This is a genomic window from Lysinibacillus sp. NPDC097868, from assembly GCF_044761135.1.
Lineage (GTDB): Bacteria > Bacillota > Bacilli > Bacillales_A > Planococcaceae > Lysinibacillus.
Window position 1 is genome coordinate 2355922 of sequence record NZ_JBIWBS010000001.1, and the last position, 18475, is coordinate 2374396.

The following is an 18475-nucleotide window of genomic DNA, read 5'->3' on the forward strand; positions in this document are numbered from 1 at the left end:
TTTGGATGTAGTTTTTTTATTGATATGTATTTTTTTCTATTAGTATTGTAAAGCATCATTTTCAGTGCTTTATATCCATGCTTTCTCACATGTTAGTCCAATTATTTCACCTAACTTAAAGCTTGTACCACAACTTATTAGACTGCGCTATTTCGCGCAATCGTCTTTATAAACCGTAATGCCACCAACTGTTAAGTCCTTTAGCGTTACCTGTCTGCCATATTCCCGTGACAGAATACTTTCAATGATTGGCAACAACTTTCGTACCTTTTCTTCTGTCATTTTTACAGCCTTCATACGCACACTCCTTTTTTATCAGAATATGTCGAATAGGCTTGTCACTTTCGTTAAGCCAAATTTCAAATTGGATAAATGCCAAGCGCTCCTTCTTTCTTAATCAATTCAGGCTGTTTCTCCACAACATACAATTTCTCCGATGTAGTTACTGCCAGACAATATTGGATACCAACTAAATCCAATTTACTATCTCCATTTGATCCACTTTCTGTTAAAATGATTTTAGAAAGGAAGTGATTAAAAATAACGACAGTGGAAAAGGAGAAATTGTCTGTCGGTTTAACACAATTTATTGATTTTACAGTTAGGCAAACAATGTTAGCAAAGATGAACAAAATTACTGAAATTAAAAATCAAGGGGATTATCATCCAGTAAAAGATCATTGGAAACAATTAAGAGAACGAATTAAATTATGCTATGAGAAAAATCAATCTCTTGAAAATTTAGATTCGTTACTGTCTGAAGTTCATGAGAGAAAAATTAATTCCTATACCCAAGCAATAAAGGCATTTAAAAAATTTACTCGTAACAAGGAAATCGAATGGTTTGATCCACCTAAATCAATGTGGACATCTAATAATGGTTTAGTTGTTCGTTCGTCTCCCGAATTAGGTTTAGTTATTGACGGCATCCCTCACTTAATAAAATTGTTTTTTAAAGGGAACACTGAAAAAATTAATGAACGGAACATTCAACCAATCCTCACTTTAATGTCAGAAGCACAATGCAAGGACCCTACCCCATCAACTATTGTATATGCTGTGTTAAACGTTAAAACAGCTAAATTACATGTAGCTACTCAAACAAACCCAAAAATTCTTCAAGCACTTCAACTAGAAGCACAAACATACGAAAATATTTGGAGAAATTAAGCGTCTAATCCATTTCATTTTTTTAAACATATATAATTTGTGCACATTGCTCTCACTTCCCTTATTACACCCACTACCCAATTTTATAAAATGCAAAATCCAACCTTTTCTCGTGCTTGCTGAAGCTTGTGCAATTACCATACAACTGTTAATTAAAAGCTAGAGCCTGAACATATAACAGGCTCTTCCTGTCATCAAAATTCATATCCGCTACTTGAAATGATGAAATTTTTTCATCCAAATCCGAACACCATGTACATATAAAAGTATTATTTCTATAGATAGTAAAATATATAGAAGAAAGGAAGTTTAGAAGGAGTGAAATACTTATGAAATGCGTCATCTATGTTCGAGTCAGCACGGATGAACAGGCTAAACATGGGTTTTCAATTGCTGCGCAAATTGAAAAATTGGAAGCTTATTGTGTTTCACAAGGATGGGAGATTGTTGAGGAGCCCTACGTCGATGATGGGTATTCTGCTAAAGATTTAATTAGGCCACATTTTCAGGCTATGATTGAGCGCATTCAGCAAGGCGGTATTGATGTCCTTCTTGTATATAAGCTTGATCGCTTAACTCGCTCTGTCCCTGATCTTCATACAATTTTAGCTGAATTAGATCAATACGAATGTAAATTTAAATCCGCTACAGAAGTTTACGATACGACGAATGCGATGGGACGTTTATTTATTACACTTGTTGCTGCGATTGCACAGTGGGAGCGAGAAAATACAGCAGAGCGTGTGCGTTTTGGAATGGAAAAGAAAGTGAAATTAGGTCACTGGAAAGGTGGCACGCCCCCCCTCGGCTACCAAGTAGTAGATGGTGAATTAGTCATCGATGAAGCAGAGGCTCAAATTGTGAAGGATATATTTAAGTTAGCAAGATCGTTAGGGTTTTACTCCCTTGCCCGTCAATTAACTAATAAAGGAATCCCCACTCGAAAAGGCGGACAATGGCATGTCGATAGTGTTCGAGATATTGCCAATAATCCGACATATGCTGGTTATTTAATGTTTAGCTCTAATCCGAAAGACATAAAAAAGCCTCCTCGTGAACGGGTACTATTTGAAGGCAATCATGAACGCATTATAGATCGCGATGAGTTTTGGGAGCTACAAGATTTGTTAGAAAAACGTAGAACCTTAGGAGGGAAACGAGAATCGAGCAATTACTATTTTTCCTCGCTATTAAAATGTGCTCGATGTGGGCATGCGATGTCGGGTCACAAAGCTGGTAAGAAAAAAACATATCGATGTTCTGGAAAGAAAGCTGGAAAAGCTTGTACCAGTCATATGATTTTAGAAAGCAATTTAGTGCAATCCATCTTTGCAAAATGGGATGACTTAGTAGGTGGACATTTTCAAAGTAATGAAGGCGATGCTACATTTCCTATGGCACAACTCATCGCATTACAACAAGAATTATCCGTTGTTCAAAAACTTTCACACAAAAAGAAGACAATGTTTGAGCACGACGTTATCGGGATTGATGAGTTAATTCATGAAAGTGAAAAGCTTCGTAACAAAGAAAAAGAGATTCAAGCAAAGCTAAAAAAATTACAGCAGCAGGATCAGCGTCAACATGTTGAAATCCGGACTGTTATCCGCAATATTGATACACTCTGGTTGAATGCTGATGATAACGAACGTAAACAATTAATGACCACGATCTTTGAGCAAATTATCGTTGATACGAAGGATGATTATACGAGCAGTAAACAAGCAAGAGAAATTATCATTGTTGCAGCTAAATAATATGTCTTTTATTGGTGGCAGTACACTTATACCATGGGCGCTCATTCCCGCTGCTGCTATTTGTAACGTGAGTCCATTTGAGCTTGCACGGCGCAATTTATTGCCAGTAGCGATAGGACTTCTTGTAACAACCATTGTTGCGCTATTTTTAATTTAATATCATCGAGAACTAAATAAAAATTGAATATATGTTTTTAGACACAAGGCATCGAGAAGTTCAACTTGATGCCTTTTATTCTGTTAATTGGAGCGTTGGCTACGTTACTGTCAGTAGCCTGCACATTAAATCTACTAACGGAAATCAACAGCAATTCACCTTACATCATTCTCCGTAGTAAAAAATATTGATTTCATCTAAATCGCCTTGTTACATAACAAACAAATAATATTATCATATTCATATAATAATTTCATTAGCTTTTTACTGTACATCTGTTTAAAAATATATTATATTTTTTGATAATGTTCTCACATTGATAACATTTGATTTTTTCCATTGATACCATCTCTTTTCTTCAGATAGGGGGCTCGATTAATGCTTAATAAAGCGGAGGTTTTAATGCATCCTGTAAGAATGAAAATTTTACAGGCACTGATGCATAATACAGAAGAAGGTTTAAGTACGTTAGAGATGATTTCTTTAATTAAAGATGTACCGCAAGCTACTTTATATCGCCATATTCAAATATTAATGGATGAAAACATTATTCAAATTGTAAAAGAACGCAAAGTACGTTCTGTTACGGAAAAATTTTATGCTTTAAATGAGGGAGCAGCAAAAATAGATGCGGAGGAGTGGTCCAAGCTAACGAAAAAGCAAAAACTAAACTATATTTCCTACTATCAACTAGCATTACTGTCTCAATATCAAAATTATTTAAACTTATTTGAGGAAGATTGCGTCGAGGATACAGCTACTTTTTCATTACTTGACTTATCTTTAACAAAGGAACAGTTTAACAACTTTCAAAATGATTTAAATGATTTATTAACGAGATACTATAATATGTCCGATTCAAGCAATAAGACTGAAACAAAAACAATTGCATTAAATATTATTCCAAAATCTTAAGTAACAATATCTAGGCAAGATAACTGGATTTAAATTGTAAAGAAATGGAGAAGATTTATGAAAAAAGGCAAGTCAGTTGAAAATATAAGAAAATTTATCATGATTATTATAGGCGCAATCATCGCAGCGTATGGACTTGAAGCGGTATTAATACCGAACAATGTTATTGATGGTGGCGTAACAGGTATTAGTATTATGGGTGCCCACTTATTCGGAATTCCGTTAGGGGTGCTACTCTTTGTACTTAATATCCCATTTATTTATATTGGCTACAAACAAGTAGGAAAAACATTTGCATTAATGAGCAGTACTGGGATAGCTGCTTTATCGATTTCCACAGTTCTTTTACATGATGTTAAAACAATTTTAGGTCCAGAAGATCCTTTATTAATTGTCTTATCAGGTGGTATGTTACTCGGAATTGGAATAGGTATTGTCTTACGTAACGGTGGTGCATTAGATGGCTCTGAAGTGTTAGCTGTACTATTATCACGAAAAATTCCGTTTTCAGTCGGAGATATTATATTATTTATTAATGCCTTTATCTTCTTAGGTGCAAGCTTTATTTTCGGATTAGAAAGTGCATTATATTCAGCCTTAACGTACTATATTGCGAAAAACGTTATTGATATTATTCAAGTTGGTTTAGAAAAATCAAAAGATGTCCGTGTTGTCAGTGCCAAATCTGAGGAGATTGGTGATGCCATTCAAGCTCGTCTAGGCCGTGGTGTTACTTATACACAAGGGCGCGGTGGCTTTTCAAACGAACCAACTGAAATTTTAAACTGTGTCATTAACCGTATGGAAGAAAATAAGCTTGTGACAATTATTAAAGATATTGATAGCAGTGCTTTTGTCGTTATTTCTGATGTTTCAGAAGTTCGCGGTGGTAATTTCAAAAAACGAGATATTCACTAATAGTAGAAGTAAGCAAGTGTCATCACTTGCTTACTTTTTTTTATTGCATTAGTGTGAGTTCGCTATTATTTTTTCATATTTTATACCGTTTATTAGACATAATGCACCTACTAATACAACAGCTGATGCACCTATTAGCGCATAGTGATAACTGTCTGTATAGTTGGCCAATATTCCTGCCAGTGAAGGTCCCAGCAATTGTCCTAATGCATAGCCTGCTGTTAAAAAACCTAATATTTTATGACTATTCATAGGGACAATTTGCTTTGCTAAAGTAGTTGCTACCGTTGTAATCCCCATAAATGTAGCACCGAACACAAAAGCACTTGTGTAAAGTGTAACAGTATTTGTTGTAAAAGCTGGTAGGACAATGCCAAATGCCTGCAACAACATAGCTATGAATAATGTTTTTACATAGCCCCAACGCTGTGCGAGTTTTGACCAAATAAAGCAAGATGGAATGGCTGCAATCCCAACGACAAACCATACAAAGACTGCATCGCCCTGAAAGCTTGTTGATTCTTTTGCAATGGATACAATGAAAGTTCCAGTAATAATATAGCCGAGTCCTTCTAGACTATAGGCAAATACTAGCCATTTTATCCAACTTGTCGGTAGGGATGTTCGTATTACAGTAGCTTCACTAGGTTCCCGTTGTGTGTTAGGTATAATTGGCTTTATAAAAATTACTATAAATATTAGTAAGATACTACTAAAAAACGCTAAGGCAATCCAAGTGCCATACCAGTTAAATAAAGCATGTATTGGAGATACAATTAAAGCACTTAATGCAATACCTATCCCCACACCACTATAAAAAATACCTGATAAGTGTGATTTCCTGCTATTAGCTAATTGATCAAGCACTAGACTTGCAGCAATGACAAAAATAAAGGCACTCATTACACCAGAAATAAACCGAAGTACATACCAAACAAAAATCGCCTCAGTGCACCCCATTAAACCAGTTGTTACAATACTCATAACTAATGCTAGTTGTAAGAAGGGAATCCGTTTCTTTTGTATTTGTAGACGACCGACAATAATTGCACCTACAAAATAGCCTAAATAGTTGCTCGTAGCTAAAAAACCTGCAGTTGCTCGACTAAATGCAAAAGCTTCTTGCATGTACGGTAAAATGACCGTATACGAAAAACGACTAATGCCCATTGCAACGATGAATGCAAATACTCCCCCTATTAAATAATGAATTGTTTGCTTGTTCATATTTCCCCTCCCTCTCATATTCACTATAACTAATATTTTGGTATCACAAATAGAGCGGATTATTTATAATAGATATCAAATAAATTGATAGCTGGAGGAAATATCTTGAATTTTAATGATTTATTTATTTTTCGGACGGTCGTACAAGCAGGGAGTTTTTCTAAAGCAGCTGCAGAACTCAATTACTCACAATCTAATATTTCAATGAAAATACAAAATCTTGAAGAATTATATAATGTAACATTTTTTTATCGTGGGCATCGTGGGATTCGTTTAACACCTAAAGGACAACAATTTTATGAAATCGTATTAAAAATGTTACATCTGTATGATAAATCCTTTGAAATGCTCCATGATACGGGAGAACAAAAAGGTATTTTGCGTATTGGTTCAATGGAAACTACTGCTGCTCTACATTTACCAACACTTTTAACTAATTTTCATAAGTCTTATGCACAAATAGAGTTAACAGTCTTAACGAGTACATCGGCGGAGAATATTAAACGATTAGAAAATTATGAGCTAGACGGAGCATTTGTTACAGGGCCTGTTTATAAAGAGCATATTTTAGCAAAGGAATTTATTAATGAGGAGCTTGTAATGATTTCGTCAAACGCGCATAAACGAATTGAGAAATTGCGCGATGTAGAAAATTGCACACTTATTACTTTCCGACACGGCTGCTCTTATCGGGCTATTTTAGAACATTGGTTACATGAAGACGGTGTGCAACCACAGAAAAGAATGGAGTTTGGAACACTTGATGGAATTATAGGCTGTGTAGCTGCCGGACTTGGGGTAACTCTCCTGCCACGTGCAATTGCAGAAAAATATCTGGCTACGCAACCTCTCGCCATTCATGTATTGGCAACAAAGCAAACACAAATCCCTACTTGGTTCATTTATCGTCAGGATAATTTTCAACCACCTGCGCTATCATATTTCATTGATTCGATTGGAGCGTACCAACAGCTTAGACAACTATAAAAATTGCCGATAATGACAGCCTTCAAAGACGGATAACCAAGAGACGAAGCTTCTACTTTTAACAGTCTAAACTGCATAACAAACATAATGTGGTCGCTAGCTAAACGATATCATTTCCCAAGGCTACTTCACGACAATCTAAGCAGAAAAAGCTATACTAAATATAGTGATGAAACATTTTGAATTTACGTTATGAAGGAGAACTAAATGGACTTATTTATAGCTAGTGATCGCCAATTGCCAATCCGTTATTATGTAAATGAAGCGATTTGGATTCGCCGTGGTTGTTTTTCACCACCGCAATTAACATTGCCCTTTTTTGTAGAAGTTGAAATTAAAAATAGCGACAATTTACCAATTATTACTCAATATATTCGAGAATTCCAATGTCAATATAAGTACACTGAAATGCAAATTTTAATTAAGGATAAAACTATATTTGCTGAAATGCATGATATGCTCACTGACCAGTTACTGTGCAATCACATAGTTTCCATACACCCACTATTACCTAAGTAATTATTTAAAGGTAAACAGTGGGGTTATCACATTTAGGTAATTTAACATATAAAGATTCGTTCAACACGTACCTAAAGCTACTGCATCGAGTAAGATTAATTTTGAAAGTTCATGGTCATTAATTACAAATGGTACTCAGATGGTTCAACCCAAATTCTAGTACACGATTCATGTTCTCGGAGAAAAGGTAAGCATTCAAGAACATCCATTCTAAAAAATGCCTGGTAACCAATTACAGGATATTTACCTTTTGAATTAAACGATGGATTTTCTTTATGGCTCACTTCGATTGAACCTGTGTATTGGATTGTTCCCTTTACATATCCCTCTTCATAGGACTCACGAAGTATAGCTTCTTCTATGTTCTCCCCAGTTTCTACGTGACCACCTGGATAATTAAAACCACGATGTTTTATATGAGATAACAATACCTTCCCATCTTTCATATACACAGCATGAACACTTGTCACAATTAATGAATTAGTTAATTTCATTTGAGGCATCCAAGTTAGTTTTCCTTTGCCTCCATCCCAGTCAACCATAATAGTCTGCATGTATCTCCCCCGCTTTGAATATTTTTCTTTTAATAAATAGCCTTATATTTCCTTTCTATAACATTTCACAAATCCCTCTTACTCGCCAATCCTTTTTTCTTTAGCTAAATAGTTAGCACAATAGTCTCCTATTTAATTTTGAAAAAGCGATTTGGATTTCATCAAATTACAATCATTTTGAGAAACATTAAATTATACTGCTCTAAATATGCATACAATTGGCTTAAAAAGAATAGAAACCTAATAGAGAGATAATGCAAAATTTAGCAAATGAAAAATAAAGTGGGGTGTAGAAGAAATGATTGAAATAAGTGATGCAAAAGAATTGGTACTCGGAATTGTGCAGCATGATCCATTGTTTGTCGTTCTACAACATACACCATTAGAAGAAACACTTTATGGTGATGCCTATTTAACACACATCCATGAAAAAAAATATTATAGTATTTCAGAAGTTGCAGGTTGGTTTGAAATAACGGATGCTATGCTACGTTACTACATTAAACCTTTTGACCAGTATATTTTTGATAGCGCCTCTAATCATCAAATCACGAATATTCGGTTGGACCTCCCTGCCATTTTACGACTTCGTATGATACTACTTTTAAAGGACGAATACCGTGTAAAGGGCTTAAAACTTCTTCTAGGAATTGACGATAGCGGTCAGCAAATTAAACATCAAATTACTGCAACCACTCTTGCTTCATCAGATGATTTAGCCCATAAAGTCGATGTTTTAGGAAGTGTCCTACAGCAAATGATACAAACCGGTTTATTTCATATGGAACCTAATGAAAAGCAAGGGACATTGCACATTACGATTAACGAAGATTTTTTAGCTCAAAATGTCCTTTCTTCTGAATCGAGCCGAAAAATCGAAGACATCCAAAATGAAACAAATGAACTGAAACATATAAATGAAAATCTCCAAAAGCAAATGCTAGAGTTACAAGAAGGTAGCGTAAAGGATATCGTAAAAAAAATCCGTGAACGCCATATTGAAAATGAAATCGTTTCAACACTACGCACCGAAGCACTGCAACAATTTTCACTAGAGAATAAGGCAGGATTTTTCGCAAAAATTTTTAGGTCCTCACAAATTGAGATGGAAAAAGAGCAGTTTGTTTTCACTTATATTTCCCAGCATTTAGAAGAACGCTTGGAAGCAGCACTCAATACGTATTACGGTGCCTGACACACAAACAATTCTGAATTGTTTGTGTGTCAGGCACCTCAAAGGAGTTGGTTTTTTGAAAGAACATGCGATTACTTTAAAAGCTGTCGAAAAACGTTTTCATCATAAACAAGTCATTGCACCACTATCTTTCGACATTCCAACAGGTCAGTTAATTGGCTTACTTGGTCCTTCTGGTTGTGGGAAAACGACATTGATAAAATTAATAATGGGAATGCTACAGCCAGATAATGGTACTATTCATGTATTTGAGTACACTGTTCCCCATAAGCAATTGTTAATGGAAATAGGGTACATGGCGCAATCTGATGCTCTTTATACAGATTTAACAGGTGCCGAAAATCTACATTTTTTTGCAAAACTTTATCGATTATCAAAAAAAGAACGGCTTGAGCGTGTGGCGTACGCTGCAAATCTTGTTCGTTTAACTGATGAATTAAATAGTAAAGTAATGAATTATTCAGGGGGGATGAAAAGGAGGTTGTCACTGGCAATTGCCCTTATCCAAAATCCAAAGCTATTAATTTTGGATGAACCAACAGTCGGGATTGATCCTGTATTGAAACAAGAAATTTGGCAGGAGCTTATTCGTCTAAAAGAGCAAGAACATAAAACTATTTTAGTGACTACACATGCAATGGACGAGGCTGAACGCTGTGATCAATTAGCCATACTACGTAGCGGCCACATTTTAGCACAAGGTACACCGCTAGAGTTGAAAGCAAAATATAAAGCAAAAGATTTTGATGAAGTGTTTTTAAAAGCTGGGGGTACAATACTATGAAAATTGGCGCATTAGTTTCAAGAATTATTCAACAAATGCGACGCGATAAACGTACACTTGCATTGCTATTTCTTGCCCCCCTCCTCGTGCTTTCATTAATGTATTTTATATTTAATAGTAATGAGCCAGTTATAACGCTTGTTGTCTCACATGTTCCTACAGAGCTTATTGAAAAACTGGAGGCTGCGGATTTTGAAGTTATAGAAAATAATGATTTTACTATAGCCAAACTAAAAGAACACAAATATGATAGTTGGTTAGCACTTCACAACAATCAAATAAAGCTCAACTTATTAAATGATGATCCTACTACTGCTAAAGCCGTTAAGATAAAGTTGTCACAAGTATTACAACTTGAGCAAGCTTCTAAAATGACGATTACAACCGACTATGTATATGGTGACAAAGATACGGCTATTTTTGATATTTTCAGCCCAATGCTTATCGGCTTCTTTGTTTTCTTTTTTGTTTTTTTAATTACTGGTATTGCCTTATTAAAGGAACGTACTTCAGGAACACTAGAGCGATTATTAGCAACTCCAATTAAACGTTCAGAAATTGTCGCAGGTTATCTGATTGGTTACGGATTGTTTGCCTTTATGCAGACAATTATTATTGTCCTATTTGGAATTTATATCCTCGATATCGTCCATGTTGGTTCTATTTGGCTCGTGTTCCTTATTAATATTTTAATTGCACTTGTATCGTTATCATTAGGCGCACTTTTATCTAGCTTCGCTGCATCAGAGTTTCAAATGATGCAATTTATACCGATTGTTATTGTGCCACAAGTATTTTTTTCTGGTATTTTCCCACTTGACAATATGGTGGAATGGTTACAAAGCATTGGTCACATCATGCCATTGTATTATGCAGCTGATGCATTAAATGGCGTTATGTATAAAGGGTATTCCTTTAATGAAATTGTAGTAAATTTAGTGATTCTAGCTTGCTTTGCTATTGTCTTTATTATGTTAAATATTATTAGCTTAAAAAAATATCGTTCATTATAGCTTTCTAAAAGGTTCTGCCCACAAAATCATTGGCAGAGCTTTTATTTTTTAACTCAAGTATTAATCTACAAAAATAGAAAAATGCTCCATATTACAAAAGCAATTCACGACAGATTAATTTATAATATTCTTATAAGACTTTATAGATTTATTACTAACAAAAAAGGTGTGTACGAATGAATACGATAATGGAAATACAAAACATTTCTAAACAATATAAAGCTAAGAAAGTTTTAGACAACATTTCATTCTCCATTTATACCAAGGAAATTGTAGCACTTGTAGGGAAAAATGGTTCAGGAAAAAGTACGCTACTCAAAATTATTGGGAGCTTAGTGGATCCTGATATCGGTGAAGTGAACAAACATGTACAATCTTTAAAAATTGGTTACGTACCTGAAGTCATTCCTTCTCATCTATTTTTTACACCAGAAGAGTATCTTTTTCATATGGGCAAAATTAGTGGCATACCCAAAAGGGCATTACTACAAAAAATAACTGACTTACTCGAGATTTTTAATATGCAAGAAGCTCGTACCACAAGTATGATTAATTTTTCAAAAGGTATGAAGCAAAAAATGATGATCATGCAGGCGATGCTTGAAGAAACACATCTTCTCATCTTGGATGAACCCCTATCTGGACTTGATCCTCGCGCCCAAAATGATTTAGAAAATATCCTTTTATCCTTAAAAGAAAACGGCTACAGTATCGTTTTAACTTGTCATGAAACAAAATTATTAGAAAATCTTGTGGATCGGGTCTTATTAATTCAAGGTGGTCAAGTGATGCAAATGGAGGCATTAACAAAAACCGCTATTCCAAGCAATCAATTAGTTTTTGAGTTTCCCAGTCAATGGTCGCTGGAAGAATTCCTTCCCCTTATCCAAATCAAACAAATGCGCACCATAAATAATGGGAATCAAGAGGTAACAGTAACAGTTAGTCAGATGAATACAGATAAGCTCTTACTGGCATTACTTCAGCGCAAGGCTACCATTAAACAGCTTCTCCCTATAAATCATAAAAAGGACCAATTTTATAACCATTTCTAGGAGGTTTACTAGTGAAATGATTAGTTTATTACACTATCAATTGATAAATTATCTCAGGACTTATAAATATATCCCCCCTTTTTTTATTTTCATTTTATGTATGGTAGTCAATTATGCATTTGTGCCAAACCCAATTTTAGATAGTTTCTCGTTTACTTCGACTCTACTCTTCTTGTTAATGGGATGGTTTACAGTAACAATATTTCATGCGGAGGACGAAGGACAAAAAGTAATAACTATTCTACATTCTAAAGGACAAAAACCATATTTTTGGGCGCTTTATTTGATTTGTATTGCGATTGGATTTTGTCTCAGCTGGGTGTCAGTAATGTACCCTATTATGATAGATGCATTTGGTGAGAGACCAAGACCTGTACATATAGTATTGGGCTTCCTAGCTCACTTTAGCCTATCGATTCTTGCTATTGGACTCTCTGCTCTTTTCACAAGGGAACTGGTGAAAAATAAACAAAATTCTTGGTGGGGTGTTCTTAGTATGCTAATCATTTCTATAGCTATCGTCTCCTTGAAAAATGAAATAAAGGGCCTTATATGGCTATTCCCCCCTGTACATCTTTCTCTAGAAATGATGAGTTCAGAGGATAGTCTCCAATCAATTCCGGCCGTTTTTTATTGGCAATTTATTTGGATTTTTGTTTATAGCTTGCTAGTAATCTGGTTATACTTCTTTATTTTGACTCGTAAAAAGAAAATGTAAGAACAACGACTAAGGAGTGAATTGCATGATAAAGAACCCGAAAATTTTAATTATTGAAGATGAAAAAGATATTGCGAATATAGTAAAAGACTATCTGACCGTTCATCACTTCGAACCTACAATTGTAAGCACTGGAAAAGAAGCTATCCTTTCTATTCAACAAGAAATCCCCGATTTCATCATTCTTGATCTGACACTTCCAGATTATGATGGAATTGAATTATGTCGACTTATTCGAGAAAAAAGTCATGTTGCTATTCTTATTTTAAGTGCAAGAGGCAGTGATACAGATAAAGTACTGGGACTAGGATTCGGCGCAGATGATTATATGACAAAACCATTTTCCTTAAGCGAACTTGTAGCGAGAATCAATGCACATTTACGAAAGCAAGGTAGATTACTACAGGAACAAGCTAATAAAAAAGAAGTAATTCAAATTGACGATATGGTGATTAATAAAAAAGAGCATACATTTACACGCGAAAAAATTCAGATTCTCCTTTCAGCGAAAGAATTTGAATTGTTATATTTTTTAATTAATCACAGTAATCAAGTTTTCTCAAAAAGTCAGCTACTTGATGCCATTTGGGGCTTTGATTCGTATGGGGATGAAAATACAATTACTGTTTATATTAGACGATTAAGAGAGAAAATCGAGAACAATCCATCCAGTCCAATCTATCTTCAAACTGTTTGGGGCGTCGGATATAAATTTAATAACCAAAACACCTAAATAGGAGCGTGCTATGTATTTAAAAACGTGGATGAAGAAATGGTTACAAGCTATGTTCGTATGTTTATTTCTAATATACGGATGTTTTAGCTATTTATTTTTTATAAATTCAACATCTCCTAAAGAGCCTAATAACATTAATGTAATAAATCAAATCAGACTAAATGTAAACCATCTATTAATCTACATAGAAGACCATTTTAGTAATCTCGAACAGGATACTAATTTACAAAGTTCCTTACAAGCAATGAGTAACAGCCAAAAAATCGATGTTATTGTTAGTCAACTAGATGGTAAAGTTATTTTCAGTTCAATAAAAAAGGATTCTCCTACCTATATCAATCTAAAAAATGATTTACATTATGATTTATATACATCCAAACAAGATCAAGGAATCATTAAAATCGCATTCCCAATCATAAATGAGGAAACGAAAAGTCAAATAGGTAATGCTATTTTCACGATGGATGAATCACTAATACCTATAAGCCAATCTAGTTCGAACAATATTACAATAATAATAATTATCAGCTGTTTAAGCTTACTATTTTTGGCGCTTATCTATTGCATTATTTATAAAACTAAAAAAGATATTCTTTATCCAATCGACAATATAAAAAAAAGTACTGAACAAATCGTTAGAGGTAATTATGAACAAAAAGCAGACTATACAAAATCTGATGAAATTGGCGATTTATATGCAGTATTTGAGCAAATGCGATTAGAAATTTTGAATCTGAATAAACAGCGTGATATCCAAGAACTGAACCAAAAAAAGCTCATATCTACCATTTCTCATGATGTAAAAACACCACTTACTACTATTAAAGCCTATTTAGATGCCATTGCTGATGGTATTTGTCCAGACAAGGAATCGATGATGACCTACATTCACATCATGCAAACAAATACAGAAAAAATGTCGAGACTAATTGATGATTTATTTATTCATACGTTAAAAGAACTCGGTCATATCCCTGTGAACTTAAAGGAGCAATATTGTGGAACGTTATTTGCTAATATTCTCCGTCCTTTTAGTCATTACGTACAAACAAACGGTATTCAATTTATAGAACCGACAGACATACCGAATGTACTTATTCGTGTAGACGAGCAACGGTTAGAACAAGTCTTATCTAATCTCATCACAAATGCACTTAAACATACTAGTCCTGGTGATTCAATAACTGTTTCTATTGATATAGAGAATCATTTGATAAAAATTATGGTAATTGATACTGGCAAAGGTATGCGCCCTCAAGATATGCCCTTTATTTTTGAACGTTACTTCAGAGGTGTTCATCCTACAGAAGAAACAGCTGTTAAAAATGATGGTGCTGGTCTAGGTTTATCCATTTGTAAGCATATTATAGAGGCTCATAATGGTACTATTTCATTTACAAGTAAGCAAAATGAAGGAACAGCCTTTACTCTACTACTTCCTATTTGTTAACATCTTGTGCATATTCCTCTGTCAGGCTACAAGAGACGAACAACCAGTATTACGCTTAGCGTTTTTTTCAACTGTAAGACTTTATTAATATTTCAATAAGAACCTTTTAATAAATTGCTCTTACAATAAATAAATAGATAAAGCATTTTAGGAGGTTTTAGGTTGGAAAAAGAAATACTGATTCGTGCTGCAAATCTATGTAAGACATATACGACAGGAAGAGAACAATATCATGCCATAATAAATATTAATTTAGACATTTTTAAGAGTGATTTCACTGTCATTATGGGGAATTCTGGATCGGGCAAATCTACTCTTCTCTATCTTTTAAGTGGACTTGATAGCATTACTGCTGGAGAAGTTTATTTTCGGGAGGATAGAATTGATACATTTACGGAAAAACAGTTAGCAGCTTTCCGCACAAAAAAGATAGGCTTCATATATCAAAATAGCAATCTCGTGCCCGATTTGACATTGATTGAAAATATAGCCCTACCAGGTTATATTGCCAAGACTGCGAAAAGAAAAGTTCTAAAAAGGGCAGAGGCATTATTACAAGCATTGGGTTTGGAAGATCTACACAACCGTTTACCTTCTCAAATTTCTGGTGGACAGCAACAGAGAACTGCAATTGCCAGAGCTTTAGTCAATAGTCCAGAAATACTTTTTGCAGATGAGCCTACTGGTAGTTTAAATTATGATCAAGGTGTTGCGGTACTAGATATTTTAACGGAAATGAATAGAAATGGTCAGTCCATTGTGATGATTACACATGATATTAAAGCTGCCTGTCGTGCTAATCGACTTATTATTATTCAAGATGGGAAAATAGATGGCATTTTAGATTTCGAAAAATTTGATAATAAAGACCTTCAAGAACGTGAACATATAATCTTTTCTTATGTTTCTAGAAAGGGGTAGACGATGAAGGCAATTATTACTCTCTGTATTGCACACATAAGGAAAAGAAAAATCCAAAACTCGCTTATTGCAATTCTTATTTTATTGTCCACGCTACTATTAGTGACAGCTATTACCATTATCATCAACACAAGTAATATGTTCGAAAGAGCACACAAAGAATCAAATGGCGCTCATCAAATTTTAACGATGGGTAATGCAATTCATAATCCCGTGGCAGTGCATAAATGGTGGGCGCAACAGCCTGGTGTCACTGCTTCAGAACTCATCCCGTTTAGAAATCTTTCAGGCATAAAAATTAAAGGCACCGAAATACCACATTTATATTTATTTATGATGAACACACCTAGGACTCCTTTAATCATTGACCAACTTGTTTTTGCAGAAGGAGAAAAAAAGTTATATCCCGAAGAAGGAACGATTTGGATTCCAACATCAATGGCTACAACTTTCGGTATAGATCTTGGGGATATGGTGGAATTCCATGCAGGTAGAAATAACTTCAAACTTAGTGTCACTGCCATTGTTGTAGATATGGCCTACGGTGGTCCTTTCACAACAAATGCGCGTATATGGATGAATGACCACGATTACAATGCAAAGCTCTACTCAATGACAGGTTCAGATCAATACATGCTGTCCCTAAGATATGATGACTATTCTCAGCATGCAACATATTGGACTGCATTCGAGCAAAATTTAAATGGTCCCTATCTTGAATTAAAAATGGAATATGAAGAAATTGCATCTTTTTATTTAATTATTAATAAAATTATAGGCTTTATCATGATTATATTAGGTGTAGCAATGCTCTTTATTTCATTATTTATCATCGGTTTTAGTATATCTGATGCCATTTTATCCAATTACAAAACGATTGGCGTTATTAAATCAGTTGGTCTTACATCAAAAGGTATTATTGCCACATATGTCATGCAATACGGATTGCTAGCAGTCATTGCAATTTTCCCAGGTCTATTAGCAAGTAATATACTTTCTCGGATTATCATTGAAAGCTCTTTATCTTTTTTGAAAGCAGGAAAGCAGTTAACTATTATTCATAATTTTAGCTTAAATTTATTACTTGGCATATTGATTTTTACTATTATCCTTATTACTGCATATTTTTATGCTAATAAAGCACGTCTTGTTGAACCCGTACAAGCAATCAAATATGGCATGTCTGAACTCGCTAACAGTAAGATGAATAGACGCTTAAACAATTCCAATCGAATATTACATTTTATAGAACTACCAATTCAATTAAAGATTGGTCTAAAAAATATAACCAAGAATATGAAAGCTTCAATTCTTACCATTATTTTAACCTCTATCACTTCCGCAATTTTAGTCTTTAGTTTTGTTATACTAAATAGCTTCGTGTCCATTAAAAAGACTTCACCAGCATGGGGCTACGACGATTCGAATATAATAGTAACCGTATTCAACGAAGCTTCTTTTTCAAAAGAACGCTTTGAGAAACAACTGAATGATGATAGACGAATTAAAAATTACGCATGGCAAGATCAATTCACTGGTGTGTTACCAAACAAAACAAATCAAACTTTGAACATCAATATTAATGTTATAGAAGGAAACTATGATGACCTTGGTTATGTAAACATTATCGGTCATAACCCATCTACTAAAAATGAAATAGCTATCGGTATAAATGTTGCAAGAACATTAGATAAAAGCCTAGGTGATGTTATAGACGTTTATATTGAAGGACAGCACCATCACTTACTCATTACGGGCATTTATCAATCTATAGCCAATATGTCCAACTCTGCAAGAATCACTGCAGATGTTATAAAAGTTTATCGTGCCGACTATTCTGCCTCTGAAATAAGTATGATTAATTTAATGGATGAAACATTATCGGATCAAGTAGTAAATGATTTGTCCCAAAAATTTAAAGACTCTTTATCAGCTGTTACGCAACAAACATTATTAGACTCCGTATTCAAAGAGGTAATTGCCGTTTTAATAATACCACTATCCGTTATGGGCATTTTATTTATGACCGTTACATGTATTATTATTTTTAGTATTTCGCGGATTAATGTTAGAAAAGAAAGCAGCACATATGGCATATATAAAGCACTTGGATTGACTTCCATGAACATTCGATGTTCCATCACTTTTGTTGTTTTTATATTGTCAACTATCGGTGCTATACTTGGTATTTTTTTCGGAATTAAATTAATTCCTATGGCTTTAAAGAACATTATTTTAGATTACGGATTAATTGAGCTGCCACTCGTTGTAAACTGGCCTTTAGCTACTGCAATCGCTTGCTTAAGCATTGTTGCTGCATGTATTGGATGTTGGTTATCGACGAATGTGATTACAAAAACTTCACCCCGTGTCTTGCTTGTCGATTAAAAAATGCCCCC

Annotated in this window: 19 protein-coding genes; 16 read left to right on the top strand and 3 right to left on the bottom strand. The window is 34.4% G+C overall.

The features are described from left to right. Positions 1 to 147: 147 nt before the first annotated feature. Complete coding sequence (locus ACIQXJ_RS11645; RefSeq protein WP_173478347.1) at positions 148 to 297, bottom strand: hypothetical protein; 150 nt, start codon at positions 295 to 297, stop codon at positions 148 to 150. A 267-nt stretch (positions 298 to 564) separates the two neighbouring features. Between ACIQXJ_RS11645 and ACIQXJ_RS11650 the strand changes: the two genes are divergently transcribed. From ACIQXJ_RS11650 to ACIQXJ_RS11670, 5 genes are all read left to right on the top strand, one after another. After that, positions 565 to 1170 carry a hypothetical protein gene (locus ACIQXJ_RS11650; RefSeq protein ID WP_401008558.1) on the top strand — a complete coding sequence of 202 codons (606 nt, stop codon included), beginning with the start codon at positions 565 to 567 and terminating at the stop codon, positions 1168 to 1170. A 329-nt stretch (positions 1171 to 1499) separates the two neighbouring features. Next, positions 1500 to 2927: a recombinase family protein gene (locus tag ACIQXJ_RS11655; RefSeq protein ID WP_403053585.1), complete on the top strand. Its 1428-nt coding sequence runs from the start codon at positions 1500 to 1502 to the stop codon at positions 2925 to 2927. After that, a complete protein-coding gene (locus tag ACIQXJ_RS11660; RefSeq protein ID WP_340826544.1) occupies positions 2911 to 3084 on the top strand; it encodes a hypothetical protein in 174 nt (57 codons plus the stop codon). Before ACIQXJ_RS11655 ends, ACIQXJ_RS11660 begins: the two co-directional genes overlap by 17 nt. 378 nt (positions 3085 to 3462) lie before the next feature. Next, complete coding sequence (locus tag ACIQXJ_RS11665; RefSeq protein ID WP_340825417.1) at positions 3463 to 3999, top strand: helix-turn-helix domain-containing protein; 537 nt, start codon at positions 3463 to 3465, stop codon at positions 3997 to 3999. A gap of 57 nt (positions 4000 to 4056) precedes the next feature. Further along, entirely contained in the window at positions 4057 to 4917 is an 861-nt protein-coding gene (locus tag ACIQXJ_RS11670; protein WP_340825419.1) for a YitT family protein, read from the top strand. 48 nt (positions 4918 to 4965) lie between these two features. Here the strand turns inward: ACIQXJ_RS11670 and ACIQXJ_RS11675 are convergent, their stop codons facing one another. Next, positions 4966 to 6144, bottom strand: coding sequence for a YbfB/YjiJ family MFS transporter (locus ACIQXJ_RS11675; RefSeq protein WP_403053588.1), 1179 nt, complete (start codon positions 6142 to 6144; stop codon positions 4966 to 4968). Positions 6145 to 6249: 105 nt separating this feature from the next. Here ACIQXJ_RS11675 and ACIQXJ_RS11680 point away from each other — a divergent pair, with 105 nt between their 5' ends. Next, complete coding sequence (locus ACIQXJ_RS11680; RefSeq protein WP_403053591.1) at positions 6250 to 7131, top strand: LysR family transcriptional regulator; 882 nt, start codon at positions 6250 to 6252, stop codon at positions 7129 to 7131. A 207-nt stretch (positions 7132 to 7338) separates the two neighbouring features. Then, positions 7339 to 7650 carry a hypothetical protein gene (locus ACIQXJ_RS11685; RefSeq protein WP_403053594.1) on the top strand — a complete coding sequence of 104 codons (312 nt, stop codon included), beginning with the start codon at positions 7339 to 7341 and terminating at the stop codon, positions 7648 to 7650. Positions 7651 to 7772: 122 nt separating this feature from the next. On the opposite strand, the gene ACIQXJ_RS11690 is transcribed toward ACIQXJ_RS11685, so the two are convergent. Further along, on the bottom strand, positions 7773 to 8204 hold the full coding sequence (locus ACIQXJ_RS11690) for an NUDIX domain-containing protein (protein WP_403053597.1): 432 nt from the start codon (positions 8202 to 8204) through the stop codon (positions 7773 to 7775). A gap of 298 nt (positions 8205 to 8502) precedes the next feature. Between ACIQXJ_RS11690 and ACIQXJ_RS11695 the strand changes: the two genes are divergently transcribed. The 9 genes from ACIQXJ_RS11695 to ACIQXJ_RS11735 all read left to right on the top strand — a co-directional run bounded on the left by ACIQXJ_RS11695 (position 8503) and on the right by ACIQXJ_RS11735 (position 18464). After that, positions 8503 to 9399 carry a hypothetical protein gene (locus tag ACIQXJ_RS11695; RefSeq protein WP_403053600.1) on the top strand — a complete coding sequence of 299 codons (897 nt, stop codon included), beginning with the start codon at positions 8503 to 8505 and terminating at the stop codon, positions 9397 to 9399. Positions 9400 to 9454: 55 nt separating this feature from the next. Beyond that, positions 9455 to 10183 (top strand): ABC transporter ATP-binding protein, encoded by a 729-nt coding sequence (locus tag ACIQXJ_RS11700; RefSeq protein WP_403053603.1) that lies wholly within the window; start codon positions 9455 to 9457, stop codon positions 10181 to 10183. Beyond that, positions 10180 to 11196: an ABC transporter permease gene (locus ACIQXJ_RS11705; protein ID WP_403053605.1), complete on the top strand. Its 1017-nt coding sequence runs from the start codon at positions 10180 to 10182 to the stop codon at positions 11194 to 11196. The genes ACIQXJ_RS11700 and ACIQXJ_RS11705 overlap by 4 nt, the downstream gene beginning before the upstream one ends. Before the next feature lie 176 nt (positions 11197 to 11372). Further along, on the top strand, positions 11373 to 12251 hold the full coding sequence (locus ACIQXJ_RS11710) for an ABC transporter ATP-binding protein (protein WP_403053608.1): 879 nt from the start codon (positions 11373 to 11375) through the stop codon (positions 12249 to 12251). 16 nt (positions 12252 to 12267) lie between these two features. Further along, positions 12268 to 12969, top strand: a complete 702-nt coding sequence (locus tag ACIQXJ_RS11715; protein ID WP_403053611.1) for an ABC transporter permease — start codon at positions 12268 to 12270, stop codon at positions 12967 to 12969. A 25-nt stretch (positions 12970 to 12994) separates the two neighbouring features. Next, entirely contained in the window at positions 12995 to 13702 is a 708-nt protein-coding gene (locus ACIQXJ_RS11720) for a response regulator transcription factor (RefSeq protein ID WP_403053614.1), read from the top strand. 13 nt (positions 13703 to 13715) lie between these two features. Next, the gene (locus ACIQXJ_RS11725; protein ID WP_403053617.1) at positions 13716 to 15155 is read left to right on the top strand and encodes a HAMP domain-containing sensor histidine kinase; all 1440 of its coding nucleotides are present in this window, start codon (positions 13716 to 13718) and stop codon (positions 15153 to 15155) included. Positions 15156 to 15317: 162 nt separating this feature from the next. Further along, entirely contained in the window at positions 15318 to 16076 is a 759-nt protein-coding gene (locus tag ACIQXJ_RS11730) for an ABC transporter ATP-binding protein (protein WP_403053619.1), read from the top strand. A gap of 3 nt (positions 16077 to 16079) precedes the next feature. Continuing rightward, positions 16080 to 18464 (top strand): ABC transporter permease, encoded by a 2385-nt coding sequence (locus ACIQXJ_RS11735; RefSeq protein WP_403053622.1) that lies wholly within the window; start codon positions 16080 to 16082, stop codon positions 18462 to 18464. Positions 18465 to 18475: the final 11 nt, after the last annotated feature.